Origin of the sequence: Stieleria maiorica (assembly GCF_008035925.1) — a bacterium.
Classification (GTDB): Bacteria; Planctomycetota; Planctomycetia; order Pirellulales; family Pirellulaceae; genus Stieleria; species Stieleria maiorica.
The window spans coordinates 6,615,860-6,636,352 of sequence record NZ_CP036264.1 but is presented as its reverse complement, the minus strand read 5'-3'; the positions used below and the strand labels follow the sequence as shown (position 1 = coordinate 6,636,352).

Sequence of the window (20,493 nt, the reverse complement as noted above, 5' to 3'; positions counted from 1 at the left end):
CGGCTTCGTTTTCGATCGGGCTGGACAGTCGCCGTTCTCTCCGAGGTCGGCGCGGGGCAAAGCTTCGCTTTTTCGCGCTCACCGAGTTCGGAGAACACGGCGACATTTCGCGCTCGCCGAGTTCGGAGAACACGGCGACTTTTCGAACGCATCGATAGGCCGGAAGTCGATCCCAGGATGCGTCAACCGTTGTCCGACATCGGCTTGGCCGTCGCCGCCGTCTCTTCGACGCGGAACATGTCACGCCAGGGCAACTGGATCCCGCCGTCGATCGTCAACGTGCTGCCGGTGATGTACTCGCTTTCCTCGCGACACAGGAACACGACGCCGCGGCCGATTTCACAGGGCTCGCCGAGTCGCTTCCAGGGCAGCTTGGCCGACTCGGTTTGCAGCGTCTCTTCGGAAAAGAACTTTCGTTCTCCCGGCGTGTTGATCCAGCCGGGGTGAATGATGTTGCATCGGATCCGGTGCTGGGCCAACTCACAGGCGGCCGTCCGCGCCATTTGGTCGTTCGCCGCCTTGGCCATGTTGTAGGCCATCGCGCCGGGCATCGCCAAATGCGCATGAGGGCTGCTGATGACGACGATGTTGCCGCCGTTGCCGGCTTTGACCAGTTCGGCCGCGCCCGATCGAACCATGTAGAACGCGCCCCACATGCTGACGTCGATCGTCTTGCGAAATTCCGCCATGTCCGATTCCAGCATCAGGTGCCGGTCGCTGTAGGCGGCATTGCTGACCACGATGTCCAGCCCGCCCAGACGCTCGATCGCCGACCGCATCATCGCCTCGACCTCTTCCTGGACCGAAACGTCCGCTTGGACCTTGAACGCATCCCCGCCGGCCGCCTTGCACTCGGCAACCACCTCGTCGGCCTGGTCGCCGTTGGACCGATAGTTGACCGCCACGGTCGCCCCGGCACGAGCAAGTTCAACCGCGATGCCGCGCCCAATCCCGAGTGACGCCCCGCTGACAATGGCCCGCTTTCCCGATAATTCAGTCATGGTGATGTGTTGACGCTGCAAGAAGTGAAACAGTCCGCCCAATGATTCCGCAAAACGCGTGATTCGCAAAAGCGTATCGCGGCGGCGACAGCGCGGAAACCGGAGAGCCGAAAGAACAGGCGGGAACACCGTTTCAGCGTAGCTACCTTCGCCAGAAGGTGGTCCTCGGGTGTTTTCCACGCTCTGGCGAGCGTAGCTACGTAGCGGTGAAGACCACCCGTCCGGCGGAATTCAGCCCCCACCCCATTGGCCTGAAAAGGAAGGATTCTTTCAGAAATGATTAATTTTCGTCACAAGGTGCTTGAAATCTATCACGTTTGATAGAAAGCTATCACCAAACGCATTACCTGCGCAAACTAGGCAACTTTTGTGGTCCGAACCATCAATTCATCCAACCGCATCCCCAGCGACACCCGATCGGCCAGTGGCGGACGGCGGGAGCGGATGCGCCGGATGGTTCGCCAAACCGGATTCGCGTCGTTGGGCGAGCTGGCCGAATCGCTTTCGGTCAGCGAGTCGACGGTCCGCCGCGACTTGGAGCAGCTGGAGCAATCCGGCGACGTCCGCCGCACCCACGGCGGCGTGTTTTGGACGGGCGAGAGTGCAACGATCCGGGCGTTCGAAGGCCGCAAGGACACGACGTGGTCGGTCAAGGCCGCGATCGGCGCGGCGGCGGCGGAGCTGATCGAGGAGCACGACACGATCCTGTTGGACGGCGGCAGCACGACCTATGAACTTGCGCGTTGTCTGGTCGGGCGGCGGCTGCAGGTGGTCACCAACAGCTTGCCGGTGGCGCACCTGCTGTCCAGCAGTGACTCGATCGACCTGGTCACGATCGGCGGATGTGTCCGCGGCCGCACGGCGGTGGCGATCGGGCCGATGGCCGAATCGATGTTGCGTCAGATCAACGTTCGACTGGCGTTTTTGTCGGTCGCGGGGATCAACGAGCGCGGCTACTTCAACAACAACATGATGCTGGTCGAAAGCGAGAAAGCGATGCTGGCCGCGGCCGACCAGGCCTACGTGGTCACCGATCACACGAAATTTGGCAAAGTCAGCTTGTCCCATTTGTGCCGGTTGGAGGACGTCCAGGGTGTCGTGACCGACCGCGGTCTGGCTTCGCAGTGGAAAAAGCGGATTGACGACGCCGGCATCGAACTAGTGTTAGCGGACAACCGACGCGACGACGAAAACGGCACCGATCCCGACACAGACATCAGCCCCGACGCGTAGGCACTTTGGACTCCGATTTAACTTCCCCTCTCCCCCTCCCAACCATTCTTTTCGCAACCGAATGAACGCGACTCAAATTGACCGCGCCCGAATCGAATCCCTGGTTCGTCGCGCGATCGCAGGCGGTCTCGGCACATCGCCGGCTCGACCCGACAGTGGCCCTGCAAACGATCCTCCCGGTTGGGTCGACGGTAAACCGAACTTGCGTGTCAGCATTTCCGCGCGGCACGTCCACCTGACCGACGAGCACGTCGAAATCTTGTTCGGTGCCGGTTCGGTGTTGGAACCGGACAAAGACCTTTATCAGGACGGCTTCTACGCGGCCAAGCAGACGGTGATGATCGTCGGTCCGCGGCGTCGGATGTTGCCGAGCGTCCGCGTGCTGGGGCCGACACGCGGCGCCAGCCAAGTCGAATTGGCGTTCACCGATTCGATCTCGCTGGGGATCGATGCACCGGTCCGCCACAGCGGCCACATCGACGGGACGCCCGGATGCGTGCTGGTCGGGCCGGTCGGAAGCGTCCAATTGGAACAGGGCGTGATCCGAGCGGCACGTCACGTGCACATGAATTACTTCGACGCGGAACACTTCGGTGTCTCCAACGGCGACATGATGCAATTGAAAGTCACCAGTCATGATTGCACGACGATCTTTGATGATGTGCTGGTGCGTGCCGACGAGGCGGCCAAGTTAGAAGTCCACATCGACACCGATGAAGGCAACGCGTGTTTCTTGGACGGTGCCTCGACCGTCGAATTAACCAAGGGCGGCTGCGGCTGCCACCAATAGTTCTTACACCTCCTTTTCTCCTATCAATAGGCAGATTTCCAATGGCGAAGAGTAATGAAGCACTCGGCATGATCGAGTGCAAAGGGTTTGTTTCCCTGGTCGAAGCAGCCGACGCAATGTTGAAAGCGGCGAACGTCGAATTCCTGGGCTGGGACAAGGTCGGCAGCGGTCTGGTCAGCGTGTTCGTCAGCGGCGACGTCGCTGCGGTCAAAGCCGCCACCGACGCCGGTGCGGCAGCCGCCGGACGGATCGGCGAAGTCGTCAGCGTTCAGGTCATCCCACGTCCGCACGACGATTTGAGCAAAGTTCTCAAGACGAGCGCTCCGACGGCCAAGAAGTAGCAGCGGCCCAAACCCAATCGCGGCCGGACCGGTCTCGCAAACGGGCGCGATCGAATCTCCCCCCAACAAAAATCGAAACAACACAGAATCAACATGAATGACGCAATCGGATTGATCGAAACCAAAGGTTTGCTGGCACTGATCGAAGCGACCGACGCGATGGCCAAGGCGGCCAACGTGCAGATTGTCAAACGAGTCGACATCGGCGGCGCCTACGTCACCACCGTGGTCAGCGGCGACGTCGGCAGCGTTCGCGCGGCGGTCGAAGCCGGCGCCAACGCAGCCTCGCAAGTCGGCGAATTGGTCTCCAGCCACGTGATCCCTCGTCCCGCCGAAGGTGTCGCGAAAGCTTTTTTGGCTTAAGCGTCAGCCCGCCGCGGCAGTCACCAGACCGCCCGCGGGATGACCAGAAAAAACTAGCGCCAACAACAGACCCCGACTTATCGCGGAGGGTACCGCCCGTGCTCGTCCTGGTTGCAAACCTGGGATCGACCAGTTTCAAGTATCGGTTGTTCGAAATGACCGAGGATGGAGCGATCGATGACATCCAAAACGCTCGTTGCCTTGCCAAAGGTGCGGTCGAACGGATCGGCGATGCGCAAAGCAAGTGCACGGTCGAAATCGGCGATTGGTCCAACGAATTGGTGATAGCGGTTCCCGATCACGGCGTGGCCGTCCAAGCCTGCCTGGATCAATTGACCGACCCGGATCACGGTGCGATCCAAGACGCGTCGCAAGTCGCCGCGATCGGCTTCAAGGCCGTCCACGGCGGACGTCTCTCGGGCGTCTTTGTCGTCGATGACCAGGTGCTTGACGCGATGGCGGAAATGAACGCCGCCGCACCGGCGCACAACCCGCCGTACATCGCGGCGATGAAAACGCTGCAGGCCCGGTTCCCCGACCTGCCGCTGGTCGCCGCCTTCGAAACCGATTTTCACCAAACGATCCCCGCGGCTCGAAAGGAATACGCCATCCCGCGTCAGTGGGCTGACGAATTCCACATTCGGAAGTGGGGGTTCCACGGTGCCAGCCATCGCTACATCGCCTACCGCAGTGCAGAAATCCTGGGCCGACAGGACGCCCGTGTGATCTCCTGTCACCTGGGCGGCAGCAGTTCGGTGACGGCGATCGAAAATCGACAAAGCGTTCAGACCACGATGGGCATGACGCCCCAAACCGGTCTGCCGCAAAACAACCGCGTCGGCGACTTCGACCCCTTCGCCTTGCCCCTGATCTTGGAGCGCACCGGTCTTTCACTCGACCAAGCCCTGCAAGAACTGGCCAGCAAAGGCGGACTGTTGGGATTGAGCAACCGCAGCGGCGACATTCGCGATGTGGAGCAAGCCGCGTCCGAAGGCGACGCCCAATCCCAACTGGCCTTGGACGTGTATGTCGAAGAGATTCGGCGTCACCTGGGCGGGATGTTGGTCGCACTCGGCGGCGCCGACGCGATCGTGTTTACCGGCGGCATCGGCGAAAACGACACCCTGGTTCGACAGCGCGTCTGTGCGGGGCTGGATCAACTGGGCATCGTCGTCGACTCGGCCGCCAACGAAGGACTGCGTGATCGGACCAACGACATGGGCGAAGCTTCGTTTCATGCCGCGGATTCGACCACCCAGTTGTGGGTGATCCCGACCAACGAAGAAGTCATTGTCGCTCGCCAGACCCTGCACGCATTGAAACATTCGTGAACCGGACCGTTCATCTTTCCCCTTTAACTTCCAACGAGCCTAACACGAATGTTCATCGCCCGAGTCACCGGATCGGTCGTCAGCACTCAAAAGGTTGCGACGATGACGGGTCACAAATTGCTGGTCGTCGAGCCCTATCGGCTGGAAGACAAGAAGCGTCAGTCGATCGTCACCACCGGCAGAACCTTTATCGCCGTCGACACCCTGGGCGCTGGTCAGAACGATTTTGTCTTGATCACCCAAGGCAGCAGCGCACGACTGACTCCCGAGACAAAACATTTACCGATCGATGCGGTCATCATTGGGATCGTCGATCAAGTTCACATCGACAAGTTGAACGTTTACTCCCGCAACGATTCCAACGACCGCTAATCCGAAACGAATAACCCACCATGCAATACGACGAAAATCTGATCCGAAACGTAGTCGCACAGGTCCTGGCCGAGGTCGGGCCGATGCCACCGGGAAATGGGGCGGCCAAGAAGACGGCATCGGCCGGCGGTCGCAATGGCGTGTTCTATGACGCCGACTCGGCCGTCACCGCCGCCCGCGCGGCGTTTGAACAGTTGCGCGAGCGGACGATGGCGGATCGCAAACACATCATCGACATCATCCGTCGAATCTCGATCGAGCAGTGCGAAGAGCTGGGCACGATGGAGATGGAAGAAACCAAGATCGGCCGGCTGGAACACAAGATCGAAAAGCTGAAAACCCTCGGCGAGCAAACGCCGGGCGTCGAGTTTTTGGAAACGCGTGCCTTCAGCGGCGACTACGGATTGGCCGTGATCGACCGAGCCCCGTTCGGCGTGATCGGTGCGATCACCCCGGTCACCCACAGCTTGCCGACGATCACCGGCAACGCCGTCAGCATGATCGCCGGCGGCAACGCCGTCGTCGTCAACCCGCACCCGTCGGGCAAGAAGGTCGCCACCGAAGGGGTTCGCCGATTCAACGAAGCGATCGCGGCCGAAGTCGGGATCGACAACCTGATCTGCGTGATCGCCGAACCGACGCTGGAATCCGCCGAAGCGCTATTCAAACATCGCAGCGTCGCATTGATTTGTGTCACCGGCGGTCCCGCGGTCGGCCGCGCCGCACTGAACAGCGGCAAACGCGCGATCGTCGCCGGCCCCGGCAACCCGCCCGTCGTGGTAGACGAAACCGCCGACCTGGACCAGGCGGCACGTTCGATCATCACCGGCGGCGCTTACGACAACAACCTGCTGTGCATCGCCGAAAAAGAAGTCTTCGTCGTCGATTCGGTCTTCGACGACATGATGGCTGCGATGCGCCGCGCCGGGGCCGTCCAGCTGAACGCCGAACAGATCGCCCAGCTGACCAGCAAAGCGATCGTCACCGTCGGCGACGACCAGCATGACGCCGCGTGCAAAGATTACATCGGCAAAGACGCCTCTTTCCTGGCCGCCGCCGCCGGCGTCTCCGTTCCGCCGGAAACCGAATTGGTGTTCGGCGAAACCGACGAACACCACCCGTTCGTCAGCGTCGAACAAATGATGCCGTTTCTGCCCTTCGTCCGTGCCCGCGACGTCGATCACGCGATCGCCATGGCCAAGCACTACGAGCACGGGTTCCGCCATACCGCGATCATCCATTCGCGCGATGTCCGCAACATGACCAAGATGGGGCGTGAACTGGACACCACGCTGTATGTCAAGAACGGCCCCTGCATGGCCTCGCTCGGACTCGGCGGCGAAGGCTACCTGTCCTTTTCCATCGCCGGACCGACCGGCGAAGGCGTCACCACTCCGACCACGTTCACCCGTGAAAGACGGTGCAGCATGATCGGGGAATTACGGGTGGTTTGAGTTTCAAGTTGCAGAATTGAGATAGAGAAAGATTACAAGCATGCAGCCAGCGATTGTCCTCGGATCGACCCGCGCCACCGTCAAGCACGAGAGTTTGGTCGGCATGCGGTTGGTCGTTTTGCAGCCGATCGGCGTGGGAGACACCGCGGACGGTCCGCCGCTGGTCGCACTGGACCAACTCGGCTCGCGCAAGGGTGATCGCGTGATGATCACCAGCGACGGCTCGTATGCCCGCGAGGCATGCGGCCACGACCAAACGCCCGCCCGCTGGACCGTGATCGGACTGATCGACGACACCGATTCCTAACCACACCAAACAACGACAGCCAAAGAATTACACCGTGACTCGCCTTTCACACGACCGCCGCAACGACGCCGCAATGATCGCTGACATTGCGCGCCGGGTGGTCCGGCAATTGCGCGACAGCGGTTCACCAGCCGTTGCCGATGCGTCCCCCGCGACTCCACCGGCGGCCGTCACGGGCGAGAAACTGATCACGATCGAAACCTTGGACCGCCACGCGGCAACCGGTCAGGTCGTCGCCGCAGTCGGGGCAATCATCACGCCGGCCGCCCGTGAGGAAGCGCTGCGGCGCGGGATCACGATTCAATCGGCGGTCGATGGTGCGATGGGGCCAGCCGATTGCACTTCACACCATCAAACAAACGGTTCGTCGGCGTCGATTCCCGAAAGTCTTCGCCACCAACTGGATCGCCGCAACGTTGTGTTACCCGCGGGTGTCGAGATCCGCTGGTGCGATGAACCGGCCACGGAAGTCTATCGCTGCTGCAGCAACGGACAGCGCGCGACGATGGTCGCCGCACTTTCCGATGTCCAGCGATTCCACGATGAACTCGCCCCCGACGTCTGGGTCTTGGACCGCCAAAAACTGAACCTGGTTGCGGCCGTGAACGTGGCCGCTCGGATCGCCCGTTGCGCGGCGAAGACGGTGCAACCCAACGACGGAGGCCCGCGATGAAACTTGCACGCACCATCGGATCGATGACGCTTTCCAAGTCACACCCGGCGATGGCCAACGCCAAGCTGCGGCTGGTCGAAGTGGTCGATTCGATCGATCGCATCGACACCGAGCCGCTGGGCGGTGACACGATCGTGGCTTGGGACCTGTGCGGTACAGGCATGGGCGACCTGGTCGCCTTGGCCGAGGGCCCCGAAGCCGCCCAACCGTTCAAGCCGGACGTCAAACCACTCGACGCCTCCATCGTCGCGCTGCTGGACGAAGTCGAATTGTAACTCGCCCAGCCCAACTCCCTTTCGATCAACACACTTCACCACACGCCTCCCACTGTCACCTGAGAATCCCATGCAAAACGTTCACAAGATCAAACAGGACATGTGCGACATCGGCCGTCGCATCTACAACCGCCAGTTTGCTGCGGCCAACGACGGAAACATCACGGTGCGAGTCAGCGACAACGAGGTCCTGTGCACGCCGACGTTGCACTGCAAAGGGTTCTTGACCCCCGAGGACATCGCGACCATCGACATGACCGGCAAACAGATCGCCGGCCGCAAGAAACGGTCCAGCGAAGCGTTGTTGCACCTGGAAATCTACAAACAACGCGAAGACATCCGCAGCGTCGTTCACTGCCACCCGCCGCACGCCACCGCGTTCGCGATCGCACGCGAGCCGATCCCGCAGTGCATTTTGCCAGAAGTCGAAGTGTTCTTGGGCGACGTCCCGATCACGAAGTACGAAACGCCCGGCGGTCAGGCCTTTGCCGACACGATCATCCCCTTTGTCGACAAGACCAACGTGATGATCCTGGCCAACCACGGCACGGTCAGCTACGGCGAAACCGTCGAACAGGCTTACTGGTGGACTGAAATCTTGGATTCGTATTGCCGCATGCTGATGTTGGCCAAACAGCTCGGCAACGTCGCGTTTCTGGATCAACAAAAGTCGCAAGAGCTGTTGGATCTGAAAGACCAGTGGGGATACAAGGACCCGCGGAACACCAAGGCGTACGAAGATTGTGACATTTGCGCCAACGACATCTTCCGTGACTCGTGGAAAGAATCAGGTGTCCAGCGACGTGCCTTTGCCGCACCGCCGGCGATGCCCGCCAAGCCCGCCGATAGCGCGAGTGGCCAAGGGTTGCCCGGCGGAATCAACGAAGAGCAACTCGTCAAACTGATCACCGACGAAGTCATGCGTCAGATGAACGCCTAGGCGAAGGCGGGATCCATCACCTCCAATCCACTCTCCCCATACAAATCAACATCATGAAAGTTTCCATCATCGGCGGCGGCGGACTGGTCGGTTCCTGTGCCGCGTATGCCCTTCAGTGTGGCGGTCTGGCGCGTGAGATCGCACTGTTGGACGTGAACCAAGAATTGGCGGTCGGCCAGGCGCTCGACCTGCAGCACGGCGGTCCGAGTGTCGCCGATCAAGTCATCTCCGGCGGCGGTTACGAACACATCCCCAGCAGCGACATCATCTGCATCACCGCCGGACTGCGCCGCAAACCGGACGAGTCGCGATTGGATTTGATCAATCGCAACACCGACCTGTTTGTACAGATCCTCAACGACGTCAAAGCCGCCGGCCCGAAGCCCACCGCGATCGTCTTGGTCGTCAGCAACCCGGTCGACATCCTGACCTACGTCGCCGCCAAAAAACTGGGGCTGCCGGAGAACCAGGTCATCGGCTTGGGAACCCAGTTGGACACGATCCGATTCTGCTCGCTGATCGCCGAGCAACTGGGCGCGCCGCCGACTCAGACGCGGGCGTTGATCCTGGGTGAGCACGGTGAATCGATGGTGCCGATTTGGAGCAGCGCGACGATCGCGGGCTTGCCGCTGGACAAGTACCCCGGTTGGTCGCCGACGCTGGCGGCACAGTTGTTCACGCGGACGCGTGGCAGCGGTGCCGAAGTGATCAAACGCAAAGGTGGAGCGGGCTTTGCCGTCGGCATTGCGATCCGCGATGTCATCGACGCGGTGATCTTGGACCGGCGCTGCGTGCTGCCGGTCAGCAGCGTCCAACGGGGCTGTTTCGGCGTCCGCGACGTTGCCCTGTCGGTGCCCACCGTCGTCGGCCGAACCGGCGTCGTCGACCGGATGGAAATCGACCTCTGGCCGAAAGAAGTCCAAGGCATGCGAGCCAGCGGTGCGGCACTGCGCAAGACGCTGGACGTGGTGCTGCAACGAGTCGGCTGACTTCTCGTTGCAAAGCTCAAGCCTTGCAACGCGAGTGTCCGTGTGGCTCCTGCCACACGCCGATCGGACTCGCGAGGCGGAGCCTCTCTGACAATGTGTCCCCAGGCAGAGCCTGGGGACAAGATTAATCGCAGGGCCGCTCGCTGACGCGTCCCGCTGGCAGGCGCCTCGTTCCAGGGCTCCGCCTTGGAACGCGAGTGTCCGTGTGGCTCCTGCCACACGCCGATCGGACTCGCGAGGCGGAGCCTCTCTGACAATGTGTCCCCAGGCGCGGCCTGGGGACAAGATTAATCGCAGGGCCGCTCGCTGACGCGTCCCGCTGACACGCTCCTCGTTCCAAGGCTCAAGCCTTGGAACGCAAGAGTCCGTGTGGCTCCTGCCACACGCCGGTCGGACTCGCGAGGCGGAGCCTCTCTGACAATGTGTCCCAAGGCAGAGCCTGGGGACAAGATTAATCGCAGGGCCGCTCGCTGACGCGTCCCGCTGACACGCTCCTCGTTCCAAGGCTCAAGCCTTGGAACGCAAGGGTCCGTGTGGCTCCTGCCACACGCCGATCGGACTCGCGAGGCGGAGCCTCTCTGACAGTGTGTCCCCAGGCGGAGCCTGGGGACAAGTTTAGACGCAGGGCCGCTCGCTGACGCGTCCCGCTAGCAGGCGCCTCGTTCCAGGGCTCCGCCTTGGAACGCAAGGGTCCGTGTGGCTCCTGCCACACGCCGGTCGGACTCGCGAGGCGGAGCCTCTCTGACAATGTGTCCCAAGGCAGAGCCTGGGGACAAGATTAATCGCAGGGCCGCTCGCTGACGCGTCCCGCTGGCAGGCGCCTCGTTCCAGGGCTCCGCCTTGGAACGCGAGAGTCCGTGTGGCTCCTGCCACACGCCGGTCGGACTCGCGAGGCGGAGCCTCTCTGACAATGTGTCCCCAGGCGGAGCCTGGGGACAAGATTAATCGCAGGGCCGCTCGCTGACGCGTCCCGCAGGCATTTGCGGGCTGGCGCCTGCCGCCGGACAACTTCCCGAACTCACGCGGCTCTTGTACGCTATCGGGCCTTCCGGTTTGACCGCTTTCTCCCAGAGGCCTCCCGATGGCTTTGTATGACGTATTTGGCGTGGGCAACGCGCTTGTTGACATCCAGGCGCGCGTCGACGACGCACTGCTGCGCGAACTTTCACTCGACAAGGGCATCATGACCCTGGTCGACGACGAACAACAATCCGGGGTGCTCAGCCGACTGGACGGACGGCCGTTGAACCGTTGCGCCGGCGGCTCGGCTGCCAACACCATCGTCGCCCTGGCAGAATTCGGCGGCTCGGCCGGCTTTATCGGCAAGGTCGGTGGCGACGCGATCGGCGAATTCTTTCTCAAAGACATGAGCGACCTGGGCGTGTCGATCCAAGTCACACCGGCGGACCAGCCGACGGGCACCTGCGCCGTCCTGATCACCGAAGATGCCCAGCGGACGATGTTGACCAACTTGGCCGCCTCGACCAGCCTGGGTCCGGAGGACATCGACGAACACAAGATCGCCAGCTCCAAGTATGTCTACGTCGAAGGCTACCTGCTGACCGGCGAAACCACCAAAGCGGCCGCCTACAAGGCCTTCGAACTGGCCCAAAAACACAACGTCAAAGTCGCCTTCACCGCGTCGGATCCCTTCCTGGTCAACTTGATCCGCGACGAGATCTGGGACCTGATCACCGGCCCGGTCGACCTGTTCTTCTGCAACGAAGAAGAGGCCAAGTCGCTGACCGGTGAAACCGACGCGCTTCGGTGCGCCGTCAAGATCCACGAACACTGCGAAAACGTGGCGCTGACGCTGGGCGGAAAAGGATCGATCGTCATGCACGGCGGCGAAGAGTTTCCGATCGAGGGCGTGAAAGTCGATGCCATTGACACCACCGGGGCCGGCGACATGTACGCCGGTGCGATGCTGTACGGGATCACCAACGGACTGGATTGGCGAACGTCCGGCCACTTGGCATCACACGCCGCCGCCCGCGTCGTCGCACAACTGGGTGCCCGCTTGGACCGCAAATTCACCAAGGAAGAAATCGAGGACCTCAGTCGATTGACCGATTAACTGTGTGAAGGGATTTTTCACGTTCTCTGACAATTCTGATTCGACATGGCCAAAGCACCCAAGACCGCGATCTCTCCCACCCGTGCGGACGACTACCCGGAGTGGTATCAGCAAGTCATCAAGGCGGCCGACTTGGCGGAAAACTCGCCGGTCCGCGGCTGCATGGTGATCAAGCCCTGGGGCTACCAGCTCTGGGAGAACATGCAGCGCGCGTTGGACGACATGTTCAAAGCGACCGGGCACCAAAACGCCTACTTCCCGCTGTTCATTCCGATGAGTTTTCTGGAGAAGGAAGCCGAACACGTCGAAGGGTTTGCCAAAGAGTGCGCCGTCGTCACCCACCATCGCTTGGAACCCGACCCCGACGGCGGACTGCGACCGGCCGGCCAATTGGAGGAACCACTGATCGTCCGGCCGACCAGCGAAACGATCATCGGCGCGACCTACGCCAAGTGGGTGCAAAGCTATCGTGACTTGCCGATCCTGATCAACCAATGGGCCAACGTCGTCCGCTGGGAAATGCGGACACGGATGTTCCTGCGAACGGCCGAGTTCCTGTGGCAAGAAGGCCACACCGTTCACGCCACCGACACCGAAGCGATCGAAGAAACCGAGCGGATGATCAACGTCTACGCCGACTTCGCCCGCAATTGGATGGCGATGCCGGTGACGATCGGCGCCAAAACCGCCGGCGAGCGGTTTCCCGGCGCTATCGAAACGCTGTCGATCGAGGCGATGATGCAAGACCGCAAGGCGCTGCAGGCCGGCACCAGCCACTTCCTCGGCCAAAATTTCTCAAAGGCGCAGGACATCGTCTTTCAAAGCGAATCGGGGTCACGCGAGTACGCCTGGACCACCTCCTGGGGTGTTTCGACGCGTCTGGTCGGTGCCCTGATCATGACCCACAGCGATGACGACGGATTCGTGCTGCCGCCCAAACTGGCCCCCACCCACGTCGTGATCCTGCCGATCTACAAAGACGACTCGCGAGCCGCCGTGATGGAATACATCCATGCCTTGCGAGACGAACTGCGCGATCAATCCTACGACGGCGCCCCGATTCGCGTCGAAATCGACGACCGCGACATGCGGGGTGGCGAAAAGAAGTGGCACCACGTCAAACGCGGCGTCCCGATCCGCCTGGAAGTCGGCCCCAAGGACATGGAAAAGAACTCGGTCTTTCTGGGACGACGCGATCAACCCAAAAGCGTCGGCATGGATCGCAACGAACTCGTTTCGACCATCGGCGCGCTGCTCGGCCAGATCCAGCAATCGCTCTACGATCGCGCCGATCAGTTGCGAAAGGACCACACGGTCACGATCACCAACGAAGCCGATTTCCGCGCCTTCTTCACCGCCAAGAATCCCGACAACCCGGAAATCCATGGCGGTTTCGCGCTCTGTCACTTCGCCGACGAAGCGAGCATCGATGCCTTGTTGAAAGAGCTGAAGGTGACAATCCGTTGTGTCCCGAGCGAGAACAACGACACGCCGGGGACCTGCTTTGCAACCGGAAAGCCGGCAGCCAAGCAAGCAATCTTTGCCAAGGCGTACTAGCGTGCGATCTGAAGAGGGACCGTGCAATCGAAACCGACAGGGGCCCCTTCAACCGGTTCGTGCTTGTGGTCCCGTTTCTTAACCGCCTGCGGAATGGGGTAAGAAAATTTCGTGGGTAAGAAAATGATTAATTGCACCCTCCATCGAGTTTCACCAATTTTCCTACCTCCAAAATCTTCCTACCACTCCACCCGACACTTCGAAGGGGAGCCGTGGAGCGAGGCAGAGAGGGGGAAGAGTGTAGACGCATCATCGACCGGGGCCTGAACACCGCACGACCTCATCGGCCAACGTCGCAACGATTGACGTAGGCTTTGTCCCTAAACCCGGCAAGGGTCGTACGCGGTAGCGGAATTCGCCAAGAATTTCGGCTTTTCCCGTGTGAACTGCTGCGAGCCGAAAGCCTTGGCGGCTTCCGCTACGGGTTTAGGGACAAAGCCTCGGTCCCACACGATGGTTCACTTCGCGGTCAGATTGACGTCGTGATGGTCTTTTCCTTTGATCTGGACCTTGGTCGGATCCGTTCGGTCGCTTTCTCGCCCGGGATTCGGTTTGCCGGTGACGACGTAATCGCCTGGTGGAATGTTCTTGAACGTATAACTGCCGTCGGCGGCGATGTTGGCCGACCCTCCCCAGCTGCCCACCTTGGATCCATCGCCCCGGTCGGCATCGGCCTGATCGATTTCGACGATGTACTTCGAAGTGACCGCCTGACCGCCGGCGGTGGCAACCGACACCGTGACCGTTCCGGTGGGCAGCAACTTGAGCACGATCGGTGATTCGCCGGTGTCGTGTTCGTTCAGGACTGAGTTGTAAAAGTAGTCCTGCGTTCGGCTGATGAACTTGAGCTTGCCGTGGGGCACGTCGGTCACGACAAACTCGCCGGCGGAATCGGTCTTGTATTCGTGTTCGCCCGCGACGCGGTAAAAGTTTCCCGAGCGGTCGATGCAGTTGCGGACGCGGACCACGACGTCGGGGATCGGTTTCCCTTGGCCGTCAACAGCGCGCACACGCACCTCGGCGGCTTTGGCCAGAGCGACATCCAGCTTCTTAAACGTCGTCTCTGTGAACGAGTGATAGTATTTGTCTTTGGATGCGAATCCTGGGGCGGAGACCACGACCCGATGCGTGCCCGCGGGGATTCGGGTGGCCAGGAAGGTTCCTTCGGCGTCACTCGTTGCCGTGATCCGGTCCGCGTCTTTGCCGATCGTGATCGTCGCAGCGGCGATCGGGCGTCCGTCCGGATCACGGACACGGCCCTGGAGAGCCGCACCTTGATCGGCCGTCAGCCCATTGGATTCCAGACGTTCATCGACGACCGACAACGCCGGTGGAATCATCAACGACTGCCACTCGATCCGATCGCTGACGTAAACGACCAGCTCTGTCTTGGGCGCCTCACCTTCTTCTCCAGGCGGCAACAGGCCCATTTTGGAATCGCGCAGGTGCTGCCAGTTTCTCGGCACCCAAACCATGAACTGCCAGTCGATCGGATGCGACTTGTTCTTGTCAGTGGCGTTCAACCAGAAACTATTCTGGACGCCGCTGCGAACGATCAGCTGCTTGCGAGGCGAATCGATATGAGCGAACAGGTCGATGGCGGCTTGCAGGTCAGCCGTCTTGCCGGAATATTCGAAGTGGTATTGCCCGCCACCAAAGGGTGGCCCTTCCCACCACGCGATTCGTGTTTTCAAGTTGGCCAGCGGCAATGCCCCCTCGGGCAGCCCCTGAACCTTAATCGGTTCGTCCCTACCGCCGGTGATCAGCGCACTCGCCGGGGAAGCCATCGCGGTGAAGAGACCGATCGCGATCAACACACATCGAATCATGACCATCTTTTTGAATCCTCCTCAGGGGTGTTCCAAGCCAATCAGCGAGTGCCAACATCCACTGTATCGTCTGACGAACGAGCAACGTGCCTCTTAGGGAGAAACTCGGTTTTTCGAGCGATTTTGACCCTCGCGACGCGTTCAGACTGCGACCGTGCAGCTTGCGGCGTGCGAACCGGACTTGTCAGCGACGGCCGGGACCCGTTAACAGTGACCGTTGACGCCGCCCCGCCGACTCCTGCCCAAATTCCCCTCCGTCTTGCCGCTGCTGCCTTCGCCAGATGTTTCACGCCGCTGGAATCCGAAACCTGCTAGCATTGCGGGTCGCGCGGGCGCTGGTTTTGAAAGCGCTCGTCGCGACGGCACTGCTGCAATCAGGCTGCGGGACGACGCGCAACTATGGGGCGACGGAACAATTGGTCGTCAGCGATGCCGTCGATCGCAGCGTCCAGCACATTGATTTCCGGCCACTATCGGGACGCAAGGTTTACCTGGATTCGAGTTACCTGCGACAAGTCAAATCGACGGGATTCGTCAACGCAGAGTATGTGATCAGCGCGTTGCGGCAACAAATCCTGGCCGCCGGCTGTTTGTTGCAGGATTCGGCCAACGAGTCGGAAGTGATCATCGAAGCCCGGATCGGTGCGTTGGGCTCGGACGAGCATCAGGTGACCTACGGGATTCCGGAAAACAATGCCTTGAACAGCGCGGCCAGCGCGATCCCCAACGCGCCGACGATCCCGACGCTGCCCGAATTGTCGTTGGCGCGGCGGGAGGCCCGTGAAGCGGCGGCCAAGATCGCGGCCTTTGCCTACGACCGTGAAACTCGCAAACCGATCTGGCAGTCGGGCGTGCGGCACTCGATCGCGACGGCCAAGAACACTTGGGTGATGGGCATCGGACCGTTTCAGGGAGGAACGATTCGCGAAAAAACCAAATTGGCCGCCAGCGGATTCCAGTTCGGTCGACGAAGCCGAAACGCCTCGGTTGCCGAACACCATGACCGCCCGCCGGTGGATTACAACGCCGAAACACGCTTCAACCAAGGGTACCCCGCCTTCGGCGACTCCGTCGATGGACACGAGATGCTCGCCTCCGACAACGACGCTGAAGACTCCGACATCCCGACACCCCCGGAACTGGAATCGTCCGACGGTGCAACAGAGACAGCCGACACGCCGGAGGATCCGGTGAAGGTGGCCAAGGGGCCCAAGCCGTCAAACCCCAAAAAATGACCGGCGGTGAGACGGGTTTCAGGTTTCAGCTTTTTCCCATCACCCATTTTTCGTCCACTTCCCCTCGTCCTCGCCTCATTTTTCTGCCCTTCATTTTTCTGTCCATCGTCTACCGCCCCTGGGCGAGTTCGGCAGGGCGAACGACCTTTCCGACAACCGCGGATTGTTTCAGGGGGCCGACGGTTCGGCTGTCGACCGAAACCGGAACGTTGTCTCCGACGACAAACACGTCGTCCGCGGCCAGCGTGATCGGATAGCTCACGGTGCCGCTGGGTCGATCGTCACGGTATTCGATCTCACGGTACACATGCAGCGTGTACCGATCGGCCTGATGCTGATTCAACTGCACCGCGACGGGGTGGGCCGCATCGAGTGCTGCAACGAGTTGCTCTCGATCGGCTGATGCTCCGGCCACCTCCGGGCGCGCATCGCGGTAACGCGCCTGGCCCGAGCGTGCCTGGGTTGCGACGATGGCGTGCGAGGGATCGAAAAACGTCACCGCCACAATGGGATTTGATTTAGGAGCCGTGCCACCCGCCCGTGGCCGGATCTGGATGACCAATCGATCGACGGGATTGAGGATGCGACGCACCGAGTGGTTTGTCGGGTAGTCGTCCATGACCGCCGTGATGCGTCCGGCTTGATAGGGGTTGCGATAGCCGTAGACCAGCCAGTTGGCCGCTGCATCGCTGCGATTCCAATGATCGGGTTGCGATTCCACCGCCACGAGCGCCGGCGGCAGAAACGCATCTCGGCCCTGGCCCGAATCAGCTCGTGTTGCGATCACGTCTTCCAGTCGTCGCCCGTCGATGGTCAATCTGCCGTCGACCAGATCGACACGGTTTCCGCCCAGGGCGGCGATGCGTTTGACATGTCGTTTGCCGTCCCACTCGATCGCGACCACGTCACCGATCCACAGCTCCTCGCGGACGTCGGAAATCTGATAAACCTGACCGTCCGTCAGGGTGGGGGCCATCGAGTCGCCGACGATCTGAAACATCGGCACCTTCGGACCGGCAAATGCCGGCCCATCGGTGGCAGTCACGCCGCGGGCCGACCGTCTACCCCACTGGTAGGCGCAGACGGAAACCGCGATAGCGATGATTGCGACGACGATCGGAGCCGCGCGGCTAACCAGTGATTTCATTGGCTGGTGATTTCATTGGCGGGTGGATTCACCGTGGACGGGGTTCACCTGACGAAAGAAACGAGCCCCCGTTATACTCCGTCGCGGCTGCCCGACGCAGACGCAACGTGTTGTCGTTGATTGATTCCTGCCCGCTCCCGTGACGAATGCTTCCTGATGCCCGACCCGACCACGATTGATCGCACCGAATCATCTGCCCTTCCCACGACACGCGGCCGAATGGGATCGGCACCGGGGGTACGCATCCTGGGATGCGGGTCCTATGTCCCGGACAAAGTGGTCACCAACGAGGACCTTGCGGCACTGGGATGTGACAGCGATTGGATCGTGCGACGAACCGGGATTCTCGAGCGGCGTCACGCAGCGGCCGACCAGGCCACGAGCGACCTGTGCTATGAAGCCGCCCTGCGTTGCCTGGCCGACGCCTCGGTCTCGGTCGACGAGATCGACTTGATCCTGGTTGCCACGATCACTCCGGATCACTTCACGCCCTCGACGGCCTGCCATCTGCAACGCCGCCTGGGCGCGTTTGCCGCCGCGATGGACCTGAGTGCCGCCTGTGCGGGATTCATGTACGCGCTGACGACGGCTGCCCAGTTCGTTTCCGCCGGCAATGCGAAACGCGTCTTGGTGGTCGGGGCGGACTTGATGAGCCGAACGATCGATCCCAACGATAAAAAAACGTACCCGCTGTTCGGAGACGCTGCCGGCGCCGTCTTGATCGGCCCCGACGAAACGGGTTGGGGAGCGGGCGTTGACGAACCGGCCGATGCCGAAGGCCCCTCGGGGCTCCTCTCGTACCAACTCGGCAGCGAAGGTTGCGGCGGGGAAATGCTTTGCATTCCCGGCGGCGGCACCCGTCTGCCGTTGACCGCTGAAGGCTTGCGTGACGGATTACAGTACATGAAGATGGACGGACGGAACGTCTTCAAATGGGCCGTTCGCGTGTTCGACGACAGTGCCAAAGAGGTCCTGGCCGCGGCACAGGTCGACGCGGACGAACTGGCACTGGTCATCATGCATCAGGCCAATCAGCGGATCATCGACGCCGCCGTTTCCGATCTGGGTGTTTCCAAGGACCGGGTGTTCGTGAATCTCGATCGCTATGGGAACACCTCCGGGGCCAGTATCCCGCTGGCGATGGACGAGGCATTCCGGCAAGGCAGACTGGTTCGCGGCGATTATGTGCTGCTGTGTGGATTCGGCAGCGGCTTGGCCTGGGGCACGGCGCTGCTGCGGTACTAGGGGTCGACCGCAGCTTGGCATTGGATTGGGCGGGACAGTCGCCGTCCTCTCCGAGGTCGGCGCGGGGCAAAGCTTCGCTTTTTCGCGCTCGCCGAGTTCGGAGAACACGGCGACTCTTGCGGCTCGCCGAGTTCGGAGAACACGGCGACTCTTGCGGCTCGCCGAGTTCGGAGAACACGGCGAAAAATCGGAACGCATCGTCATGATGAAAACCGAGCGACGGTAGACGACTAGTTGGGATCGTCCGGCAGCGGATAGGGGAGCGGGTCGCCGTTCATTTCCGCCAACGCATTGGCCGCCGCTTTCTGCTCCGCTTCCTTCTTGTTGGTGCCCCACGCGGCGGTGTATTCACTGCCGTTGATGACCGCGCTGATCAAGAATGACTTTCGGTGATCGGGCCCCATCTCGCGTTTCAATCGATACATCGGTGTGCAAGCGATGTCGCGCTGGGCGCGCTGCTGAAGCGTCGACTTGTAATTCGTTGCACCTTGGCTGGTCACGGCCATTTCAACCTCGCCCTTCAACCAGGTCTTCAACCGGTCGCGAACGACATCGTGGCCGCCATCGAGATACAACGCCGCCACGATCGATTCGAAGACGTCACTGACCAACGATCGCGGGTAACTGCGATTGCGGGTCACACCGCGGCCGACGATCAAACATTCGTCCAGTCCGATTTGACAGGCCACTTTACCGCACGTCCGCCGACTGACGACGGCCGACTTGATCTTCGTCAAATCGCCCTCGTTGTATTCGGGGTACTCTTCGTACAGCCATGAACAGATGACGAAGCCCAGGATGGAATCGCCCAGGAATTCCAATCGCTCGTTGCTCGCCAGGCGGTGCGACGCCCCGGATGCATGCGTCAACGCGTACCGCAGCAACTCCTGGTCTTTGAATTGATAATCGATCAGCTGCTGGCAACGAGAGAGTTTTTCGGAGTGGTCCAGGTCGCCCGATTCATCCCGCGGGGAAGCGACCAGCCGAACATCGTCGCCGGTCCCGGGCGGATCGAAGTGCAGTGGCGGCCCCTCCGGATCGCCATCGAGATCCGCTTGGCTCGCGTGTTCGTCGCGGCGCGCGTGCTTCTCGCGACGCGGTTTTTTCTCGCAGCTCGCGTGTTTCTCGCAGCTCGAGGTCGACTTGGCATCAATGTCGATGGAACGGGCCTGGACCAGTTCGACATCTTCTGATTCTGGATCAAACGGTACGGACAAGGAGCATTGCGTGTGAAAGAGTCATGCGTCGGTAAGCACGTGCCGAACTGCATCACCCGCTTGAGGCCTCGACCGGGAATCCCGGCAGAGACACAAACGCAGAGAGAGACCGTTGTG

The 20,493-nt window shown here is 61.2% G+C and carries 20 protein-coding genes; 16 read left to right on the top strand and 4 right to left on the bottom strand.

Translation table 11 applies throughout. The annotated features are described in order from the left end of the window. Positions 1-182: 182 nt before the first annotated feature. On the bottom strand, positions 183-1,001 hold the full coding sequence (locus Mal15_RS22525) for an SDR family NAD(P)-dependent oxidoreductase (protein ID WP_147869827.1): 819 nt from the start codon (positions 999-1,001) through the stop codon (positions 183-185). Positions 1,002-1,454: 453 nt separating this feature from the next. Here Mal15_RS22525 and Mal15_RS22520 point away from each other — a divergent pair, with 453 nt between their 5' ends. The 14 genes from Mal15_RS22520 to proS all read left to right on the top strand — a co-directional run bounded on the left by Mal15_RS22520 (position 1,455) and on the right by proS (position 13,703). Continuing rightward, positions 1,455-2,234, top strand: a complete 780-nt coding sequence (locus tag Mal15_RS22520; RefSeq protein WP_233903571.1) for a DeoR/GlpR family DNA-binding transcription regulator — start codon at positions 1,455-1,457, stop codon at positions 2,232-2,234. 61 nt (positions 2,235-2,295) lie between these two features. Next, positions 2,296-3,024, top strand: coding sequence for a phosphate propanoyltransferase (pduL, locus tag Mal15_RS22515; RefSeq protein WP_147869826.1), 729 nt, complete (start codon positions 2,296-2,298; stop codon positions 3,022-3,024). Positions 3,025-3,065: 41 nt separating this feature from the next. Next, entirely contained in the window at positions 3,066-3,365 is a 300-nt protein-coding gene (locus Mal15_RS22510; RefSeq protein ID WP_147869825.1) for a BMC domain-containing protein, read from the top strand. A 93-nt stretch (positions 3,366-3,458) separates the two neighbouring features. Next, positions 3,459-3,728 (top strand): BMC domain-containing protein, encoded by a 270-nt coding sequence (locus tag Mal15_RS22505; protein ID WP_147869824.1) that lies wholly within the window; start codon positions 3,459-3,461, stop codon positions 3,726-3,728. A gap of 98 nt (positions 3,729-3,826) precedes the next feature. Beyond that, positions 3,827-5,059: an acetate/propionate family kinase gene (locus Mal15_RS22500; protein WP_147869823.1), complete on the top strand. Its 1,233-nt coding sequence runs from the start codon at positions 3,827-3,829 to the stop codon at positions 5,057-5,059. A gap of 48 nt (positions 5,060-5,107) precedes the next feature. Further along, entirely contained in the window at positions 5,108-5,431 is a 324-nt protein-coding gene (locus Mal15_RS22495) for a EutN/CcmL family microcompartment protein (RefSeq protein WP_147869822.1), read from the top strand. Between the two features lie 20 nt (positions 5,432-5,451). Further along, positions 5,452-6,885: an aldehyde dehydrogenase family protein gene (locus Mal15_RS22490; protein WP_147869821.1), complete on the top strand. Its 1,434-nt coding sequence runs from the start codon at positions 5,452-5,454 to the stop codon at positions 6,883-6,885. Positions 6,886-6,925: 40 nt separating this feature from the next. Then, the gene (locus Mal15_RS22485; protein ID WP_147869820.1) at positions 6,926-7,192 is read left to right on the top strand and encodes a EutN/CcmL family microcompartment protein; all 267 of its coding nucleotides are present in this window, start codon (positions 6,926-6,928) and stop codon (positions 7,190-7,192) included. Positions 7,193-7,226: 34 nt separating this feature from the next. Next, a complete protein-coding gene (locus tag Mal15_RS22480) occupies positions 7,227-7,865 on the top strand; it encodes a hypothetical protein (protein ID WP_147869819.1) in 639 nt (212 codons plus the stop codon). Then, on the top strand, positions 7,862-8,140 hold the full coding sequence (locus tag Mal15_RS22475) for a EutN/CcmL family microcompartment protein (RefSeq protein WP_147869818.1): 279 nt from the start codon (positions 7,862-7,864) through the stop codon (positions 8,138-8,140). Before Mal15_RS22480 ends, Mal15_RS22475 begins: the two co-directional genes overlap by 4 nt. 70 nt (positions 8,141-8,210) lie before the next feature. Beyond that, entirely contained in the window at positions 8,211-9,080 is an 870-nt protein-coding gene (locus tag Mal15_RS22470; RefSeq protein ID WP_147869817.1) for a class II aldolase/adducin family protein, read from the top strand. Between the two features lie 53 nt (positions 9,081-9,133). Further along, entirely contained in the window at positions 9,134-10,069 is a 936-nt protein-coding gene (locus Mal15_RS22465) for a lactate/malate dehydrogenase family protein (RefSeq protein ID WP_147869816.1), read from the top strand. Positions 10,070-11,150: 1,081 nt separating this feature from the next. After that, positions 11,151-12,146 carry an adenosine kinase gene (locus tag Mal15_RS22460; RefSeq protein ID WP_147869815.1) on the top strand — a complete coding sequence of 332 codons (996 nt, stop codon included), beginning with the start codon at positions 11,151-11,153 and terminating at the stop codon, positions 12,144-12,146. 45 nt (positions 12,147-12,191) lie between these two features. Further along, on the top strand, positions 12,192-13,703 hold the full coding sequence (gene proS, locus Mal15_RS22455; RefSeq protein WP_147869814.1) for a proline--tRNA ligase: 1,512 nt from the start codon (positions 12,192-12,194) through the stop codon (positions 13,701-13,703). 458 nt (positions 13,704-14,161) lie between these two features. On the opposite strand, the gene Mal15_RS22450 is transcribed toward proS, so the two are convergent. Beyond that, the gene (locus Mal15_RS22450; protein WP_147869813.1) at positions 14,162-15,538 is read right to left on the bottom strand and encodes a carboxypeptidase-like regulatory domain-containing protein; all 1,377 of its coding nucleotides are present in this window, start codon (positions 15,536-15,538) and stop codon (positions 14,162-14,164) included. 275 nt (positions 15,539-15,813) lie between these two features. Here Mal15_RS22450 and Mal15_RS22445 point away from each other — a divergent pair, with 275 nt between their 5' ends. After that, on the top strand, positions 15,814-16,767 hold the full coding sequence (locus Mal15_RS22445) for a DUF6655 family protein (protein WP_147869812.1): 954 nt from the start codon (positions 15,814-15,816) through the stop codon (positions 16,765-16,767). Between the two features lie 109 nt (positions 16,768-16,876). On the opposite strand, the gene Mal15_RS22440 is transcribed toward Mal15_RS22445, so the two are convergent. Then, complete coding sequence (locus Mal15_RS22440) at positions 16,877-17,914, bottom strand: S26 family signal peptidase (protein WP_147869811.1); 1,038 nt, start codon at positions 17,912-17,914, stop codon at positions 16,877-16,879. Between the two features lie 156 nt (positions 17,915-18,070). On the opposite strand from Mal15_RS22440, the gene Mal15_RS22435 reads away from it, so the two are divergent. Further along, positions 18,071-19,159, top strand: a complete 1,089-nt coding sequence (locus Mal15_RS22435) for a beta-ketoacyl-ACP synthase III (protein WP_233902964.1) — start codon at positions 18,071-18,073, stop codon at positions 19,157-19,159. A 230-nt stretch (positions 19,160-19,389) separates the two neighbouring features. Here the strand turns inward: Mal15_RS22435 and rnc are convergent, their stop codons facing one another. Beyond that, positions 19,390-20,181, bottom strand: coding sequence for a ribonuclease III (rnc, locus tag Mal15_RS22430; protein ID WP_147872355.1), 792 nt, complete (start codon positions 20,179-20,181; stop codon positions 19,390-19,392). Between the last annotated feature and the right edge of the window lie 312 nt (positions 20,182-20,493).

Coding starts and splice junctions, on each gene's coding strand:
- Mal15_RS22525 (WP_147869827.1), bottom strand. CDS start 1,001: ATGACTGAATTATCGGGAAAGCGGGCCATTGTCAGCGGGGCGTCACTC.
- Mal15_RS22520 (WP_233903571.1), top strand. CDS start 1,455: ATGGTTCGCCAAACCGGATTCGCGTCGTTGGGCGAGCTGGCCGAATCG.
- pduL (WP_147869826.1), top strand. CDS start 2,296: ATGAACGCGACTCAAATTGACCGCGCCCGAATCGAATCCCTGGTTCGT.
- Mal15_RS22510 (WP_147869825.1), top strand. CDS start 3,066: ATGGCGAAGAGTAATGAAGCACTCGGCATGATCGAGTGCAAAGGGTTT.
- Mal15_RS22505 (WP_147869824.1), top strand. CDS start 3,459: ATGAATGACGCAATCGGATTGATCGAAACCAAAGGTTTGCTGGCACTG.
- Mal15_RS22495 (WP_147869822.1), top strand. CDS start 5,108: ATGTTCATCGCCCGAGTCACCGGATCGGTCGTCAGCACTCAAAAGGTT.
- Mal15_RS22490 (WP_147869821.1), top strand. CDS start 5,452: ATGCAATACGACGAAAATCTGATCCGAAACGTAGTCGCACAGGTCCTG.
- Mal15_RS22485 (WP_147869820.1), top strand. CDS start 6,926: ATGCAGCCAGCGATTGTCCTCGGATCGACCCGCGCCACCGTCAAGCAC.
- Mal15_RS22475 (WP_147869818.1), top strand. CDS start 7,862: ATGAAACTTGCACGCACCATCGGATCGATGACGCTTTCCAAGTCACAC.
- Mal15_RS22470 (WP_147869817.1), top strand. CDS start 8,211: ATGCAAAACGTTCACAAGATCAAACAGGACATGTGCGACATCGGCCGT.
- Mal15_RS22465 (WP_147869816.1), top strand. CDS start 9,134: ATGAAAGTTTCCATCATCGGCGGCGGCGGACTGGTCGGTTCCTGTGCC.
- Mal15_RS22460 (WP_147869815.1), top strand. CDS start 11,151: ATGGCTTTGTATGACGTATTTGGCGTGGGCAACGCGCTTGTTGACATC.
- proS (WP_147869814.1), top strand. CDS start 12,192: ATGGCCAAAGCACCCAAGACCGCGATCTCTCCCACCCGTGCGGACGAC.
- Mal15_RS22450 (WP_147869813.1), bottom strand. CDS start 15,538: ATGGTCATGATTCGATGTGTGTTGATCGCGATCGGTCTCTTCACCGCG.
- Mal15_RS22445 (WP_147869812.1), top strand. CDS start 15,814: ATGTTTCACGCCGCTGGAATCCGAAACCTGCTAGCATTGCGGGTCGCG.
- Mal15_RS22440 (WP_147869811.1), bottom strand. CDS start 17,914: ATGAAATCACTGGTTAGCCGCGCGGCTCCGATCGTCGTCGCAATCATC.
- Mal15_RS22435 (WP_233902964.1), top strand. CDS start 18,071: ATGCCCGACCCGACCACGATTGATCGCACCGAATCATCTGCCCTTCCC.